At 68.3% G+C, this 14,420-nt stretch carries 16 protein-coding genes and 1 pseudogene; 6 read left to right on the top strand and 11 right to left on the bottom strand.

The window, feature by feature from the left end; all coding sequences use genetic code 11:
- The first annotated feature begins 61 nt into the window (after window positions 1-61).
- Both G9373_RS13420 and G9373_RS13415 read left to right on the top strand, forming a co-directional pair.
- Complete coding sequence (locus G9373_RS13420) at window positions 62-958, top strand: NAD(P)-binding domain-containing protein (protein WP_240960484.1); 897 nt, start codon at window positions 62-64, stop codon at window positions 956-958.
- Window positions 955-1,779, top strand: coding sequence for an NAD(P)-binding domain-containing protein (locus tag G9373_RS13415; protein WP_167115448.1), 825 nt, complete (start codon window positions 955-957; stop codon window positions 1,777-1,779). The genes G9373_RS13420 and G9373_RS13415 overlap by 4 nt, the downstream gene beginning before the upstream one ends.
- Here the strand turns inward: G9373_RS13415 and G9373_RS13410 are convergent.
- Genes G9373_RS13410 through lysX form a run of 4 tightly spaced genes read right to left on the bottom strand, consistent with a single transcriptional unit; the run spans window position 1,757 to window position 7,216 of the window.
- Window positions 1,757-2,356, bottom strand: coding sequence for a histidine phosphatase family protein (locus tag G9373_RS13410; protein WP_167115445.1), 600 nt, complete (start codon window positions 2,354-2,356; stop codon window positions 1,757-1,759). The two genes, G9373_RS13415 and G9373_RS13410, sit on opposite strands and share 23 nt — an antisense overlap.
- A 5-nt stretch (window positions 2,357-2,361) precedes the next feature.
- Window positions 2,362-3,180 carry an alpha/beta fold hydrolase gene (locus tag G9373_RS13405; protein WP_167115500.1) on the bottom strand — a complete coding sequence of 273 codons (819 nt, stop codon included), beginning with the start codon at window positions 3,178-3,180 and terminating at the stop codon, window positions 2,362-2,364.
- Window positions 3,181-3,194: 14 nt separating this feature from the next.
- Window positions 3,195-3,875 (bottom strand): DUF998 domain-containing protein, encoded by a 681-nt coding sequence (locus G9373_RS13400; protein ID WP_054247538.1) that lies wholly within the window; start codon window positions 3,873-3,875, stop codon window positions 3,195-3,197.
- Complete coding sequence (lysX, locus tag G9373_RS13395; protein WP_167115441.1) at window positions 3,872-7,216, bottom strand: bifunctional lysylphosphatidylglycerol synthetase/lysine--tRNA ligase LysX; 3,345 nt, start codon at window positions 7,214-7,216, stop codon at window positions 3,872-3,874. Before lysX ends, G9373_RS13400 begins: the two co-directional genes overlap by 4 nt.
- A gap of 110 nt (window positions 7,217-7,326) precedes the next feature.
- Here lysX and G9373_RS13390 point away from each other — a divergent pair, with 110 nt between their 5' ends.
- Window positions 7,327-7,554 carry an RNA-binding S4 domain-containing protein gene (locus G9373_RS13390; RefSeq protein WP_120660031.1) on the top strand — a complete coding sequence of 76 codons (228 nt, stop codon included), beginning with the start codon at window positions 7,327-7,329 and terminating at the stop codon, window positions 7,552-7,554.
- On the opposite strand, the gene G9373_RS13385 is transcribed toward G9373_RS13390, so the two are convergent.
- From G9373_RS13385 to rraA, 4 genes and pseudogenes are all read right to left on the bottom strand, one after another.
- Entirely contained in the window at window positions 7,545-8,900 is a 1,356-nt protein-coding gene (locus G9373_RS13385; RefSeq protein WP_167115438.1) for a dipeptidase, read from the bottom strand. The two genes, G9373_RS13390 and G9373_RS13385, sit on opposite strands and share 10 nt — an antisense overlap.
- A 20-nt stretch (window positions 8,901-8,920) precedes the next feature.
- Complete coding sequence (locus tag G9373_RS13380) at window positions 8,921-9,154, bottom strand: hypothetical protein (RefSeq protein ID WP_167115435.1); 234 nt, start codon at window positions 9,152-9,154, stop codon at window positions 8,921-8,923.
- A gap of 100 nt (window positions 9,155-9,254) precedes the next feature.
- Window positions 9,255-9,541, bottom strand: a pseudogene (locus G9373_RS13375) (hypothetical protein); the annotation flags it as partial.
- 128 nt (window positions 9,542-9,669) lie between these two features.
- Window positions 9,670-10,140, bottom strand: a complete 471-nt coding sequence (rraA, locus tag G9373_RS13370) for a ribonuclease E activity regulator RraA (protein WP_005563989.1) — start codon at window positions 10,138-10,140, stop codon at window positions 9,670-9,672.
- Between the two features lie 41 nt (window positions 10,141-10,181).
- On the opposite strand from rraA, the gene G9373_RS13365 reads away from it, so the two are divergent.
- Window positions 10,182-11,027: an SDR family oxidoreductase gene (locus G9373_RS13365; protein WP_005563991.1), complete on the top strand. Its 846-nt coding sequence runs from the start codon at window positions 10,182-10,184 to the stop codon at window positions 11,025-11,027.
- A gap of 36 nt (window positions 11,028-11,063) precedes the next feature.
- Complete coding sequence (locus G9373_RS13360; protein ID WP_005263375.1) at window positions 11,064-11,741, top strand: TetR/AcrR family transcriptional regulator; 678 nt, start codon at window positions 11,064-11,066, stop codon at window positions 11,739-11,741.
- A 30-nt stretch (window positions 11,742-11,771) separates the two neighbouring features.
- Here G9373_RS13360 and G9373_RS13355 read toward each other — a convergent pair whose 3' ends face one another.
- Window positions 11,772-12,176: a hypothetical protein gene (locus tag G9373_RS13355; RefSeq protein WP_005263374.1), complete on the bottom strand. Its 405-nt coding sequence runs from the start codon at window positions 12,174-12,176 to the stop codon at window positions 11,772-11,774.
- 134 nt (window positions 12,177-12,310) lie between these two features.
- The gene (locus G9373_RS13350) at window positions 12,311-13,216 is read right to left on the bottom strand and encodes an oxygenase MpaB family protein (protein ID WP_005563995.1); all 906 of its coding nucleotides are present in this window, start codon (window positions 13,214-13,216) and stop codon (window positions 12,311-12,313) included.
- A 116-nt stretch (window positions 13,217-13,332) separates the two neighbouring features.
- On the opposite strand from G9373_RS13350, the gene G9373_RS13345 reads away from it, so the two are divergent.
- Window positions 13,333-14,238, top strand: a complete 906-nt coding sequence (locus tag G9373_RS13345) for a helix-turn-helix domain-containing protein (protein WP_133985844.1) — start codon at window positions 13,333-13,335, stop codon at window positions 14,236-14,238.
- Between the two features lie 39 nt (window positions 14,239-14,277).
- Here G9373_RS13345 and G9373_RS13340 read toward each other — a convergent pair.
- Window positions 14,278-14,420 (bottom strand): biotin/lipoyl-containing protein (locus tag G9373_RS13340; RefSeq protein ID WP_164061674.1); only part of this gene is annotated, 143 nt, incomplete at its 5' end.

Genomic DNA, 14,420 nt, shown 5'->3' with positions numbered 1-14,420 from the left:
GAGAAGGCGTTGCTCCGCAGCGTTGCCCGGTCACTCGGGCACGGACTTCCGAAAGCGAATCATGCCTGCACAACTGCCTTCCGTCACCGTCGTCGGGCTCGGGCCGATGGGCCGCGCCATGGCCGGAACGCTCCTCGATCACGCCGTGCCGGTCATGGTGTTCAACCGCACCGCGTCACGCGCCGACGCCGTCGTCGCGGCAGGTGCCCGCCGCGCGACCAGCGCGGAGGACGCGCTCGACGCCGCCGATCTGGTGATCGTCAGCCTCACCCACTACCGGGCGATGTACGACCTGCTCGAACCCGCCGCCGACCGGCTCGCAGGCAAGGTCCTGGTCAACCTCAGCTCCGACACTCCCCGCGAGGCCGAGCGTGCTGCCGCGTGGGCCGCCCGGCACGGCGCCGAGTTCCTCACCGGAGGCATCATGGTTCCGGCCACGCTGGTCGGCGACGACACGGCGTACGCGTTCTACAGCGGACCGCGCGCGGTGCTCGACCGGTGGTCCGACACGCTCGGGCTCCTAGCGCGGCCGGAGTACGTCGGCGCCGATCCGGGTCTGGCCCTGCTCTGGTACCAGGCGCTGCTCGATCTGTTCATGACCACGCTGGTCGGCGCGAGTCATGCGGCGGCACTGATGAAATCTGCCGGGGTGCAGGCAGGGACGTTCCTGCCCTATGCCTCCGACCTGCTCGCGCAGATGCCGTTCTTCCTCGAGGGCGCAGCCGAGGAGATCGACCGACGGGAGTACCCCGACGTCGGCGCGAGCCTCGCGATGATGGCCGCTGGAATCGATCACATCACGGTCACCACCGAGGACGCGCAAATCGACTCGCGACTTCCGGCGGCGGTCAGGGAGCTGTACCGGCGTGCCCTCGACCTGGGTTTCGGCAGGCACGGTTCGGGCAGCGTGTACGAGGCGATTGTCGCACCGTCGCAGTCCGCCCGGGGTGTCGTATGACCGGCACCGACGTCACCGTTCTCGGGCTCGGCGCCATGGGACGGGCTCTTGTGGTCGCGCTGCTGCGGGCGGGTCGCACGGTCACCGTCTGGAACCGCACGCCGGAGAAAGCGGACACGCTGTCGAACTCCGGTGCGCACCCGGCCGGGTCGGTGTCCGCGGCGGTGCAGGCGTCGCCGCTGGTGCTCGTCTGTGTGGCGGACGACGAGACGGTGCACGAGCTGATCGAGCCCGTCGCCGGTGACCTGCTTGGTCGAACGCTCGTGAACCTGACGACGACCACTCCCGAGCAGGCGCGTGCGATGTCGCGGTGGGCCGGCGCGGCGCGAGTGGAGTACGTCGACGGCGGCATCATGGCGGTGCCCGACATGATCGGGGGCGGCGACACGTTCGTGCTCTACAGCGGCGCGGCGGAGGCGTTCGACAGGAATCGGCCGGTGCTGGAACTGTTCGGGCGTGCGGTATTCGTCGGCGACGACGCCGGCGCTGCGGCGATGTACGACCTCGCGCTGCTCGGCGCGATGTACGCCATGTTCGCCGGGTTCGAGCAGGGCGCCGCGATGGTTCGAGGCGCCGGCGGCACCGCGGGGGAACTCGCCGCAATGGCGGCGCCGTTCCTTCAGGCGATGACCGGAAGCTTCGCGGAGTTCGCGGTCGGAATCGACACTCCCGCGCAGTACGAGCCGGTGCAGAGCGCGGAATTCACCGCGGCGGCGATCGACACGATCGCACGTGCGGGCGCCGAAGCGGGCGTGCCGACCGCTCTGCCGACCGCCGTGCGTGCGGTTCTCGCGGGTTCTATCGACGCAGCATGTCCCTGACGTGACCGGTCTCGTTGACCGACGCCACTCGCCGCTCACCGCTGCGGGAGACGAGCACCCGGGTCACGGACACGTACTCGATCGGGAACACGAGGGGTCGGTCGAGCCCGAGCAGTTGCTGCAGGAACACGTTGATGACGCCGCCGTGGGCGAACACGGCGACCGTGTCCTCGTGGCCGGACTCGTCGACGATGCGGCCGAGGGAGTCGAACACCCGCGTCCGGAACGCGTCGGCGTCGACGGACTTCGGGAACTCGCCGGCCCGTATCCGGGCGAAGGCCTCGGGCGCCCGCGCCTCCGCCTCGTGGAACGGGATGTAGTGGTCGAGGTCGTAGTCGTACTCCGCGAGGCCGACGTACTCGGTGACGGGAAGGTTGAGGGCCTCGGCGACCGGCGCCGCCGTCTCGAGTGCGCGGCGCTGCGGGCTGCTCACGATCCGGGCGATACGGTACGGGGCCAGCGCGGCAGGCAGCCGCTTGGCCTGGGCGTGACCTTCCTCGGTCAGTGCGGGGTCCGCGCGCCCGTCGGACGCGGTGACGAGCTCGGGCAGCGCGTGGCGGATCAGTAGCAGTTGCACGTCGATCAGCTTGCCAGCTCCCGCACCAGTACCGCGATCTGGCCGGGCTGATCGATCATGGCGTGGTGGTGCGCGGGACGCACGACGCGGAACGCGGCGCCGAGGAATTCCGCGAACTGTCGCTGCATGCGGATCCACGCCGACCCCCAGGGCGTCGGGCGTCCGGTGTGGGCGGCGGCCACGACGACGGGTGCCGTCATCGTCGTGGTCTCGCGCAGCGCGGCCAGCTCCTGGGCCAGCGCCGGGTACGACGCGTTCTCGACGATCGAGGACTCGAGGTACGCGGGCTCGCGGTAGATCCGCTCGACCCATCGACGGGTGCCCGGCGCGATCCCGTCGGGGGGTGTCGAGTGGTTCAGGATCCGGCGGACCGTGGGGCCCAGGAGGCGTTGCAGCCCCACCCTGCTGGCCGTTCGGGCCGCTCGTCTGCCCATCGTGACACGCCATCGGGTCGGGATCACGCGGTGCGGGTGGGCCGTGATGGTGGCGTCCAGCAGGATCACGCCGCCGGTTCGGTCGGGGTACAGCCGGGCGAAGGCCTCGACGTAGATGCCGCCGAGCGAGTGGCCGACGAGCACCGCGGGGGTGGTCACGGAAAGCGCGTCGAGAACGTCGGCGATTCTCGCCGCCTCGCCACGGGCGGACGGGCGCTCGGCGGACGGGGGACTGAGTCCGTACCCGGGACGATCGATCCGCACCACGAGGCAGGTCTCGGACAGCAGTTCGACCACCTCGTCCCAGTCGAACCAGTTCCCGCCCAGGCCGCCGTAGAGGACGACGGGTGGGCCCTCGCCGTCCACCACCACGTGCACTCCCGCGACCATTTCCCCAGGACGTTTCACGTGGAACCAGCCCTTTCCGGGGTGACGTGAATCACGCTGAGCGCCACGAAGATCAGCCATCCGCAGAAGGCGAGCAGCTGGACGCGCTGACCGAGTCCGAGCCAGGCGTCCTGTTCGCCGCGGAGTCCCGCGGCTGTCAGCGTCCATACCGTGCCGCCGACGAACACCGTCGCCACGGCCACGCCGGAAACTTTCAACCAGGTCGGCCACTGGTAGCGGAACGCGGCCAACAGGAACGCGAGGGAAGACACCACGCCTCCCGTCGAGGCGGACGCGCTGGTCACGGCGTGCAGGTCGTGGGTGAGCGGCAGGTGCCCGGCGGCCTCACGCGCAGCGCAGACAGGGTCGTTGGTGGCCGCGCAACTCATCGGCAGGCGCGAATCGGCGATGGTCGCGAGCGCGAACACGATCAGCGCGATCCACCCGACCGCCGTCACCCAGCCCTGCGAGTACCGCGACAGTCCCAGTACCCCGGCCACGGCGACGACGCATCCGGTCAGCAGGTCGCCGGTGCGGAACCAGAATCCGTACGGCTGGTCCGCGGCGGCGAGTTCGCTCGCGAACCCCCGTAGCGGATCGATTCCGGTGTCGAGGACGAATTCGAGCAGCCACGACGCGTAGCCGACGGCGCCGAGGATCAGCAGCGCAGCGACGGCGACCCGGCCACGGGAGGTCATTGCCTCGGCTTGGCCAGGGGGAACGCGAGGGTTTCACGGATGCTGCCGCCGGTGATGAGCATGACCACCCGGTCGACGCCCATGCCGAGCCCACCGGTCGGGGGCATGGCGTGTTCGAGGGCCTGCAGGAAGTCCTCGTCGAGTTCCATCGCCTCCTCGTCACCGCCGGCGGCGAGCATCGACTGCTCGGTGAGCCGGTTCCGCTGGTCCACGGGGTCGGTGAGTTCGCTGTACGCGGTGCCGAGTTCGATGCCCCACGCGACGAGGTCCCACTTCGCGGCGACCCCCGGAATCGTGGGGTGCGGCCGGGTGAGCGGTGACATCGACGTCGGGAAATTGGTGTAGAAGGTGGGGAATTCGGTGTAGTCCTCCACCAGGTGCTCGTACATCTCCTGCGCGACGGCGCCGGCGTCCCAGGTGGACTGGTACGGGATCTCGTGCTCGTCGCACAGCCGTTGCAGTTCCGCGAGGGGCGTCTCGGGTGAGACGTCGACGCCGAGCTTCTCGGCGACCGCCTGGTGCATCGTCTTGACGGGCCATTCGCCGGAGATGTCGACCTCCACCAGCGTGCCGTCGGGGCCGGGCCGCATGATGATCTCGCGTCCGTACGCCGCCGTCGCCGCGGTCTGGATGAGCTCCCGGGACAGCACCATCATCTTCTCGTAGTCGCTGTGCGCCTCGTACGCCTCGAGGATCGTGAACTCCGGGTTGTGTTTGAAATCGACGCCCTCGTTGCGGAAGACGCGGCCGATCTCGAACACCTTCTCCATTCCTGCGACGCACAACCGCTTGAGGTACAGCTCCGGTGCGATCCGCAGGTACAGGTCCAGGTTGTAGGCGTTGATGTGGGTCAGGAACGGGGCCGCGTTGGCACCGCCGTGCACCTGCTGCAGGATCGGGGTCTCCACCTCGAGGAAGCCGCGGCCGCCGAGCGAATCGCGCAGCGATTTCACGACGGCGCTGCGGGCCTCGAGCAGGCGGCGGGCATCGGAGTTGATGGCGAGGTCGACGTACCGCTGCCGGACGCGGGTCTCCGGGTCGGACAGGCCCTTCCACTTGTCCGGCAGGGGATGCAGGCACTTGCCGGTCATGCGCCACTCGTTCGCGAGCAGCGACAGCGCTCCGCGGCGGCTGTATCCGATGACGCCGGCGACCTCGACGAGGTCACCGAGGTCGAACTCGGCGGCGAACGCCCGGATGCGATCGGTGCCGACCCGGGCCTCGTCGACGAGGATCTGGATGTCCCCGGACCAGTCCCGGACCACCGCGAACACGACACCCCCGTAGTCGCGGATCCGGAGCAGGCGCCCTGCGATTCGGACCGTCGTTCCCTCCGGCGACTCCACGGCCTCGGTCACCGTGTGCGTGGGCGGATACGCGACCGGGTAGGGGTCGATACCCTGTTCGGCGAGGTCGGCCAGTTTGTCGAGCCGGACGCGGACCTGCTCGGGACGTTTCGGTCCGGTCGCGGTCGGTGCGACGCCTTCGCCGGGTGCGCTGCCGTCGGAGTGCAGTCCTTCGGCGGCGACGAGTGCGGCGGGGACCGCGGCGTGGGTGCCGGTGTGCTCGATGGCGTCCCGGGTTCCGGAGCGGCCGAACCGGGGCAGGGTCACGAATCCTTCCGCGACGGCCGACGCGAATCCCACGCGCAGCAATTCCCGATTGTCCTCGAAGCAGAGGAACCGCGGCACCCATTCCGGCTGGTACTTCACGTTGGAGCGGTAGAGCGCCTCGAGCTGCCACCAGCGGGAGAAGAAGACGAGGATCGAGCGCCAGATCCGCAGGATGGGTCCGGCCCCGATGCGGGAGCCCTCCTCGAAGACGGAGCGGAACACCGCGAAGTTCAGTGACACCTTGGTGATGCCGAATTGGTCCGAGGTGGTGGCCAGTTCGGACACCATCAGCTCCACCACCCCGTTGGGCGAGGTCGGCTTGCGGCGCATCAGATCGAGCGAGACACCGGTCGGTCCCCACGGCACCAGCGACAGGATGCCGTCGATCTCGCCGTCCTCGGCGACCGCCTCCACCAGCAGGCAGTCGCCGTCGAGGCGGTCACCCAGCCGGCCGAGGGCCATGGAGAAACCGCGCTCGGTCTCGGTGTCGCGCCACGCGTCCGCGAGCCGGATGGCTTCGGCCATCTCCTCCGCGGGGACGTCCCGGTGTCTGCGGATCCGGACGGTGACGCCCTGACGCCGGACGCGGGTGACGGCTTGGCGGACCTGCCGCATGTCGCGTCCGCTGAGGTTGAATTCGCGGGTGCGGAGGATGGCTTCGTCGCCGAGCTGGAGCACGGTGAGACCGGCCTTGTTGTAGGCGGTGGCGCCGGTTTCGCTGGCGCCCATCACGGCGGTGGCCCAACCGTATTGGGATGCGAGTGCCTGCCACTCCTCGATCGCGTGGGGCCACGCCTCCGGGTCGCCGATCGGATCGCCACTGGCCAGGCACACGCCGAGCTCGACGCGGTAGGTGATGGCCGCCTTCCCGCTGGGCGCGAACACGACGGCCTTGTCGCGGCGGGTGGCGAAGTAGCCGAGGGAGTCGTCCGCGCCGTACTGCAGCAGCAGCCCGCGCAGCGCCGATTCGTCGTTGCCGGTGAGCGCGTTGTGGGAGCGCTGGGCGCGGAACAAGGTGATGACGGCGGCCAGCAGCGCCATTGCGCCGAACAGGCCGAGGAGGGTGTTGACGAATCCGTGCGGGCGCCCACTGAATTGTTCGTTGTCGGCCGCGGCGAGGGCGGTCACGCGGTTGAGCGCCCACAGGAAACGTTCACCCTGCGGCAGCGTGCCGGGGAAGAGTTCGACGAGCGCCCAGCCCACGAGGGTGCCGATCGCGAGACCGACGACGAGCACGCCGAGGGCTTTCCAGCCCGCCCCGCGCCGGACCCGCGTGTAGAACTCGGGCCGGGCCGCGATGAGAATGCCGATCAGCACCACCTGGACCACGGCGGCGACCATCGCGTTCACGTTCCGGTCGGTGATGCTCACGATCACGTTGGTGATCAGGATCAGAACCAGATAGATCGTCAGCAGCCACCAGGCGATGCGTTTGCGGCTCGCCAGCGCCGCCGCGAGCAGCGCGACCACCAGAGCCCACGACAGGCTGGTGTCCGGAGCGTCGAAATAGTAGGTGTCGACGTATTCCCGCGGCACGTGCACGTAGTAGCGCAGTACCGGCGAGATGCTCCACAGGAACACGAGCACCGAGAAGACGCCCAGGATCAGTCCCGCGATGTGGGGAACCTGGTGCAGGCGCCCGTTCTTCGAGCCGAGTGCGGGTCGGGGCCGTGGTGCGGTGCGGACGGCCGCCTCGGACGCGTGGTGTGTCTCGGTGCTAGCTGACATCGAGCGTTTCCTTCCCGGCGAGAGATACGTACCGATCACGGGAGACAGGTGTTCCAGTGTTCAGTGTGAGCCGTCGGGCCGCGATTTGGGTCAAGAGGGAAGATAGAGGCATGTCCGACATTCACGACGCCGTCCCGATCCGCGACGAATCCATCCGTCTCGGCCAATTCCTCAAGCTCGCCAACCTCATCGAGTCGGGTGCGGAGGCGAAGGAAGTGATCGCCGACGGACTCGTGTCGGTGAACGGTGACGTCGAGGTGCGGCGGGGGCGGCAGTTGCGGGACGGGGATGTCGTGGAGATCGGTGGGATGACGGCTCGGGTGAGTTCTCAGTCCTGACGGTCGGCGGTCGCGAACCTCTGCAGGAACAGCGCCTCGGCGACGGCGAGATTCTCGATTTCGCCGGGATCCACACTTTCGTTGGGGGCGTGGATGAGGCAGCGCGGTTCCTCCACCCCGATCAGGGCGATCTCCGCTGTCGGGTCGACGGCGGAGAAGACGTTGCACAGCGGGATGGAGCCGCCCTGCCCGACGGTTCCGAGTTCCTTCCCGAACGCCTCCTCCATCGCAGCGCCGAGGGCCGCGTATCCGGGGCCGTCGGTGGTCGCGCGGAACGCGGAGCCCACCGCTTCGCGTTCCACCGTCACCCGCGCATTCCACGGGGCGGCGTTCTCGAGGTGCGCGGCGAGCGCGTCCTGCGCCTTCTGCGGGTCCATACCGGGTGGTACCCGCAGGTTGAGGCGCGCCGATGCGCGCGGCTGGATGGCGGCGGCCGAGCCGACCACCGGCGGGCAGTCGATGCCGAGGATCGTCAGGGCCGGCCGGGCCCACACGGCGTCGGCGACGGAACTCGAACCGGCGAGACGCACACCGTCGAGCACGCCGGCGTCGGTGCGGAACTGCGCCTCGGGGTAGTCGACGCCCGTCCACTTCTGGTCCGACTCGAGCCCGTCGACGACGGTGTTGCCGTCCGCGTCACGCAGGGTGGCGAGCATCTGGACGAGGGCGGCCAGCGCGTCGGGGGCGGGTCCGCCGAACATGCCCGAATGCACCTCCCCGGTCAGGGTCTCGACGTGGACCACGACGTTCGCGATGCCGCGCAGCGTTGTGGTGACGGTCGGGCTGCCGACCGCGGCGTTTCCGGTGTCGACGACGAGGATCATGTCGGCGTCGAAGAGTTCGGGCCTGGCCTCGACGAGGTTCTCGAGCCCGCCGGTGCCCATTTCCTCGGATCCTTCGGCGACGATTCTGATGCCGACGGGGAACGGGGTGCCGAGTGCGCGCAGCGCCAGCAGGTGCATGACGATGTTGCCCTTGCAGTCGGCTGCGCCGCGCCCGTACCAGCGGCCGTCCCGCTCGGTGAGGGTGAAGGGGTCGGTGTGCCAGAGCTTCTCGTCACCGGGCGGTTGCACGTCATAGTGGCAGTAGAGCAGTACCGTCGGGGCCCCGTCCGGCGCGGGCTGGTGTCCGACGACGGCGTGTGAACCGTCGGACGTCTCGAGCAGTTCGACGTGTCCGATCCCGGCTCCGATGAAGGCGTCCCTGACCCACACGGCGGCGCGAACGCATTCCTCCGGTGGGAACTGCCGCGGATCGGCCACCGACCGCATGGCCACCAGTTCGGCGAGTTCGTCACGCGCCGTGGGCATCAGCGCGGCTACTGTGGAACGGATTTCGTCGGACATCAACGCCTCCTCGGGTTCCCCTAATTCTCGTCCACGAGTTTCAGATCGGCGACGGCGGACTCGAAATTCGCCGACCTGTCCGGGCAGTGCACGGCGATCACCAGTCGCTCACTTCGACGATGGAGTCCGACGAACGCGGCGGCGAGGACGGAATACAGGATCCAGTGGGTGTTTTCGGGCCTCTTGTGCAGGTCGTCGACCGGGGCGGTGTTCACGGACTGGTCGTCGGGGCCCATACGACCGGATGTGGTCATCACGCCTCCTCCGCGAGCGGGTCGGCCGCCAGTCCTGTTTCCAGGACGGTGTGCGCAGCGTGAACATCAGCCGGTGCACCACGAGATACACCTGCGTGGTGATGGCGGAGAGAATCCAGTACGCGAAGATTCCGAGGACCAGCCCCATGGCGACGAACATCGCGCGAGGGAATTCGCTCGCCGGTCGCCGCAGACTGGAGACGTGCACGGCGTTCACCGGTCCAGAACAGGGTGACGATGATGATGGCCGTGTACAGGCCGTTCGCGGCGAGCGCCGGATTGATCACGTACGCAAAGGTGCTCGCGAGGTAGGCCAGGAGCGTCGGGTAGTAGAAGCAGGAAGACGATGGCGGGGACGACATACAGGAACACGCAGGCCAGCCCGTACGGCCATCGAGTTAGGAGCGGGTCGTGCGAACGACCGCTGAATTCCTCCGGATTATTGCGTCGGCGCTCGGAGCCTCGCAGCGGTTCGGCATCGAGAGATACCGAACCGCCGCTCGGTTCTCGCCGGATCAGCGGACGACGACGCCGTCCTGATCGCTGTAGACGGTCTCGCCGGGATTGAACGTGACGCCGCCGATCTCGATCGGGACGTTCTTCTCACCGGAGCCGGTCTGGGTGCTCTTGCGGGGATTGGTGCCCAGCGCCTTGACGCCGATGTCGAGGGTCTTCAGGATCGCCGAGTCGCGGACCGCACCGTTGACGATCACGCCTGCCCAGCCGTTGTCGACGCCCCGTCCGGCGATGATGTCGCCGACCAGGGCGGTGTGGATGCTGGCGTCACCGTCGACCACCAGGACGCCACCGTTGCCGGGCTCGCCGAGGGTCTGCTTGACCAGCAGGTTGTCCTGGAAGCACTTGATGGTGGTGATGGGGCCGGAGAACACTTCACGGCCGCCGAACTGGATGAACTGCGTGTCGCAGCTCCGGATGTCGGGTCCGATCTCGTCTGCCAGGTCAGCGGTTGCCACGGGTTCAGTCATACGCGTCAGGATAGAGGGCCGGCGCTGGGAGAATGCGGGCCATGACCATTGCAGTGACAGGAGCCACGGGGTCGATCGGCGGCAAGGTGCTCGAGCGGCTCGGCGGTGGCGCCGGGGTCCGGCTGATCGGGCGGAACGCCGAGCGGCTCGAGCCGCTGGCCGAGCATTTCGACTCCGCGTTCGCGGTGGCCACGTACGCCGACGGTCCGGCGATGACCGCCGCGCTGGACGGCGTCCGGCTGCTGTTCCTGGTCTCGGGTCACGAGAGCGCCACCCGCCGCGAGGAGCACCGCACCGTGGTGGACGCCGCCCGTGCCGCCGGGGTGGAGCGGATCGTCTACCTGTCGTTTCTCGGCGCGGCGCCCGAGTGCACGTTCACCTTCGGCCGCGACCACTACTTCACGGAGCAGCACATCCGGGAGAGCGGGCTGAAGTACACGTTCCTGCAGGACAGCTGGTATCAGTCGATGATCCCGCTGATGGCCGACGATCAGGGCGTCATCCGGGGACCCGCCGGGGACGGCCGGGTCAGCGCGGTGGCGCCCGACGACGTCGCCGATGCCGTGACGGCGGTCCTCACCACCGGCAACGGCGACCACGACGGCGTCACCTACAGGCTGACCGGGCCGGAGGCGTTCACCCTCGCGGAGGCCGCCGAGACGATCACGAGGGTGACCGGACGTTCGGTGCGTTTCGAGAACGAGACTCTGGACGAGGCGTACGCGTCCCGCGCCCACTTCGGGGCGCCGGACTTCGAGGTCGCAGGGTGGGTGACCTCGTACGCAGCGATCGCGGCCGGTGAGTTGGCAGTGGTGACGGGGGACGTCGAGGCGCTCACCGGGCGGCCGCCGCAGACCTTCGCCGACTATCTGAACAGCTACACTTGACCCGTCCTGGCATAGCGAGCGGTAGATAGGTCTTTGATGGTCAGCTCATCCAAGGGTGCGACGCCCACCGAGGTCGGCAACGCAGCGGACTGGCGCCGCCTCGAACCCACGAAGTTGACGCCGATCCTCAGCGCCTCCCTCGACGCGTTCTACGAACACGGTTTCCACGGCACGTCGGTGCGCGACATCGCCCGCCGAGTCGGTGTCACGGTACCCGCCCTCTATTACCACCACGAGAACAAGGAGGCCGTTCTCCTGGCGCTCCTGGAACTCTCCACCAGCGACGTTCTCGAGCGCGCCCACGCCGCGAGCGCCGACGGCGGCGACGATCCCGTGCAGCGACTCGCGAACGTCATCGAGGCGATCGTGTTGCGGATGACCATGCGATCCCGTCTGGCGGCCCTCGAGAGCGAGGTGCGCTACCTGAGCCCGGAGAACCGGCAGCGTTACCGCACCGTCCGCAAGGGTGTGGAGGAACTGGTCCTCGAGATCGTCAAGGAAGGCAAGAAGAGGGAGCTCTTCGACGTGTCGGATGCCGCGGAGACGACGCGGGCACTTCTCGGTATGTGCCAGTCGATTCCGCGCTGGTATCACGCCGAGGGCAAGCTGACCCCGGACGCGGTGGCCCGCAAGTACGTCGAGATCGCGATGAAGACGGTGGGATCCACCGAGGCTCCCGTCAAACCGAAGAAGAGGCGCACCGCCGGCGTCTGACCGGCGATGCGCCTCGGCAGGTTCCGGTGGTCAGCTACCCAGGCCCAGCCCCGGTGACGCGACGGCGTCGAACTGCGTCGTCGTCTCGGCGGGTGTGCCGTTCGGTGGGGCGTAGGTGAACACGGCGGTGTAGCGGCCGGCCTCGTGCGTCCGGATCGCTGCCGTCCCGGCACCGAGGGTGAGTGGGATGGTTCGCGTGTTCACGTCGCCGTCGGGCTCGGTGATCTCGAGTTCGACCGGAGTGGATCCGTCGGTGCCGGTCGGGGTGGGCGTGACCAGCGCGCCGAGCGTCACCAGATTGTTGGCGTAGACGGTCCCGAGCGGCGGAACGACGGAGATCTGATAGGTGGTTGCGGCGGTTGCCGTGGGCGCCAGAGCGAGTGAGGCCGCTCCTGCCAGTGCGGCAATGGTCAGGGTCCCTCGCGAGAAGTGCACAAAATCCCTTCCTGTCGACGGTCTCTACGCGCAGCCACGTTACGGCAGAACCAGGTAATACCCGCCGCCATTCGCCGAGTGTCCGAGAATAGTTCGAACACAGGGCTTTCCGTCGATCACACCTCCAAAGCGGTTCAGGATGCGGTGTTTTCCCGCGCGACCGTACCGTTGGTGTGCTGTACGGGGCAGGTTCTGGGGAAGGTGCCCAGTTTCTCCACTTCGTACCCGGTCGGGTAGCTGCGAATGTTCGGCAGGTCGCGGGCGAACTTGGGCACCGTGCGCACGGGGTAGAACCGGACGAGGCGGGCGCGGGCCTTCAACGCACCCCGCGACAGAGTTCGCGCGAGGCGGGACGGCCTGCGGTAGGCGAACGCGTCGAGCAGCGGATCGTCCATGAGCGCCCAGGAGAATCGCTTGATCAGGGCGGCGGGCGCAAGGTTGTTCGGCGGGAACGTGCAGAGGAGTGCGAGCGTCGAGTCGGCGACGGCGCGGCCACCCTCGTCGAAGAGGAAGCGTTCACGCTCGTAGTCGTCGAGGAATTTCTCGAACGCCTCGAACGTCTCGGGAATCTGTTTGATGCCCATGTACTTGCCGAGCGCACGGTAGTAGTTGGTGGATCCGACGATCTCGTTGCGGGTGAGTTTCCGCCAGCCGAAGTCGTCGATCCAACGCACCGGGGTCACCACGAACGTCGACAGCACGTACCGCATGTCGTCGTTGGAGATGTCGTAGGAGCCGTGCATCTGGTTCATCCGGCGGATCCCGGCGCGACCGGGATCGCTGGTGAGGCCGTGCTCGAGGACGGCATCGAGGATCAGGCCGGTGTCGTCGTAGCGCTTCTGCACGCGTTCGGTGAATTCACCCGTCTCGAACAGCAACCGCCCGATGGTCGGTACGGCGTACGTCCGGAACAGCGCGAAGCTGAGGGCCTGGTTGATGTCCCAGGGAAATTCCTGCGTGGCGAGAATGCGAGCGATCTCTTCGTACTGCGTCTCGGGATCGAGTCGGTCGGTCCGGCGACGTAGATCGAAGCGTTTCATGGGTTTCACTTCCTGCAGCGGCTGTGACGGAGGGTCCACGTGATTTAGCGATCGTTCAGACGACTCGACTGTAACGCCGTTCACAGTGCGACGCCAGAGTGGCATTATGCAAACACATGGCGCGAAATTCACCGCAGACCGACCGGATCGTAATGCTGACGGAACTCCTCGCGGACGAACCGGAGACGCCCCGTAGCCTCGCCGACATCGCCCGGCACCTGGGTGTCGCGAAGGCGACCTGCTACCCGATGGTCGTGGCCCTGACCGAGGCGGGGTGGCTCATCCGGCACCCCACCCGCAAGACCTACCGTCTCGGTCCCGCGCTCATCCCCATCGGACGTGCAGCGACGACGGCCGCGGACGTCGTCGACCTCGCGCGGTCGGTGATGCACGAACTGGCCGACGCGTCGGACATGGCGTCCATCGCGTTCGTGCAATCGGGAAGCGACGTGGTGGTCGCCGAGGTGGTGCAACCGGTCGGGGGACGCCGCGGAACCCTGGGCCTGCGGCTCGGCGACAAGGTGCTGCTCGCGCCGCCCATCGGTTCGGGGATCGCGGCCTGGTATCCGCCGGAGCAGCGCGAGGAATGGTATGCCCTCGGCGGGCAGAATCTGGGTGTCGAGGTGGACGTGCTGCGGGCGACGTACGAGCCGGCCCTCGCGCTCGTCCGGGAGCGCGGATACGCGATGGAATGCATGGAGCAGCAACAGCATTCGCTTGCGGATGCCGTGTCGGAACTCCGCGGTCGCGGTGTGGGCGGGCATCGCTCGACCGTCGCGCTGCGAGAGGCCCGCACACTGTTGTCGGCGGATGCCGTGGTCGGTGACATCGACCCGGAGGGCAGTTACCAGCCGCTGTCGATCAATGCCGCGGCATTCGACCGTGACGGTGAACCCGCAGTCGTACTGTGTGTCGCCGACGCGTCCCGGCCGATGTCGGGTGTGCGCACGGCGGAGATCGGTGAAATGGTCCGGGACGCCGCGGCGCGGGTGACGGCCGCCATGCACGGCCGCCACCCGTGAGTACTTGTCAACCGCGGGCGGTTGACAAGTACTCACACGCTATTTCAGTTCTGCCAGGACGGTGCCCTGGGTGATGGCGGCGCCGGGTTCGACGGCGAGGCCGGTGACGGTGCCGGCCTTGTGGGCGTTGACGGGGTTTTCCATTTTCATGGCCTCGAGGACGGCGATGAGGTCGCCCTCGG

Origin of the sequence: Rhodococcus sp. A14, from assembly GCF_011603105.1 — a bacterium.
GTDB lineage: Bacteria > Actinomycetota > Actinomycetes > Mycobacteriales > Mycobacteriaceae > Rhodococcus_F > Rhodococcus_F opacus.
The sequence above is the reverse complement of the archived record's forward strand: the minus strand, read 5'-3'. Positions and strand labels throughout refer to the sequence as shown.

Bases quoted from the DNA above. Each gene is read 5' to 3' on its own strand.
- G9373_RS13420 (WP_240960484.1), top strand. From the start codon at position 62: ATGCCTGCACAACTGCCTTCCGTCACCGTCGTCGGGCTCGGGCCGATG.
- G9373_RS13415 (WP_167115448.1), top strand. From the start codon at position 955: ATGACCGGCACCGACGTCACCGTTCTCGGGCTCGGCGCCATGGGACGG.
- G9373_RS13405 (WP_167115500.1), bottom strand. From the start codon at position 3,180: ATGGTCGCGGGAGTGCACGTGGTGGTGGACGGCGAGGGCCCACCCGTC.
- G9373_RS13400 (WP_054247538.1), bottom strand. From the start codon at position 3,875: ATGACCTCCCGTGGCCGGGTCGCCGTCGCTGCGCTGCTGATCCTCGGC.
- lysX (WP_167115441.1), bottom strand. From the start codon at position 7,216: ATGTCAGCTAGCACCGAGACACACCACGCGTCCGAGGCGGCCGTCCGC.
- G9373_RS13390 (WP_120660031.1), top strand. From the start codon at position 7,327: ATGTCCGACATTCACGACGCCGTCCCGATCCGCGACGAATCCATCCGT.
- G9373_RS13385 (WP_167115438.1), bottom strand. From the start codon at position 8,900: ATGTCCGACGAAATCCGTTCCACAGTAGCCGCGCTGATGCCCACGGCG.
- G9373_RS13380 (WP_167115435.1), bottom strand. From the start codon at position 9,154: ATGACCACATCCGGTCGTATGGGCCCCGACGACCAGTCCGTGAACACC.
- rraA (WP_005563989.1), bottom strand. From the start codon at position 10,140: ATGACTGAACCCGTGGCAACCGCTGACCTGGCAGACGAGATCGGACCC.
- G9373_RS13365 (WP_005563991.1), top strand. From the start codon at position 10,182: ATGACCATTGCAGTGACAGGAGCCACGGGGTCGATCGGCGGCAAGGTG.
- G9373_RS13360 (WP_005263375.1), top strand. From the start codon at position 11,064: ATGGTCAGCTCATCCAAGGGTGCGACGCCCACCGAGGTCGGCAACGCA.
- G9373_RS13350 (WP_005563995.1), bottom strand. From the start codon at position 13,216: ATGAAACGCTTCGATCTACGTCGCCGGACCGACCGACTCGATCCCGAG.
- G9373_RS13345 (WP_133985844.1), top strand. From the start codon at position 13,333: ATGGCGCGAAATTCACCGCAGACCGACCGGATCGTAATGCTGACGGAA.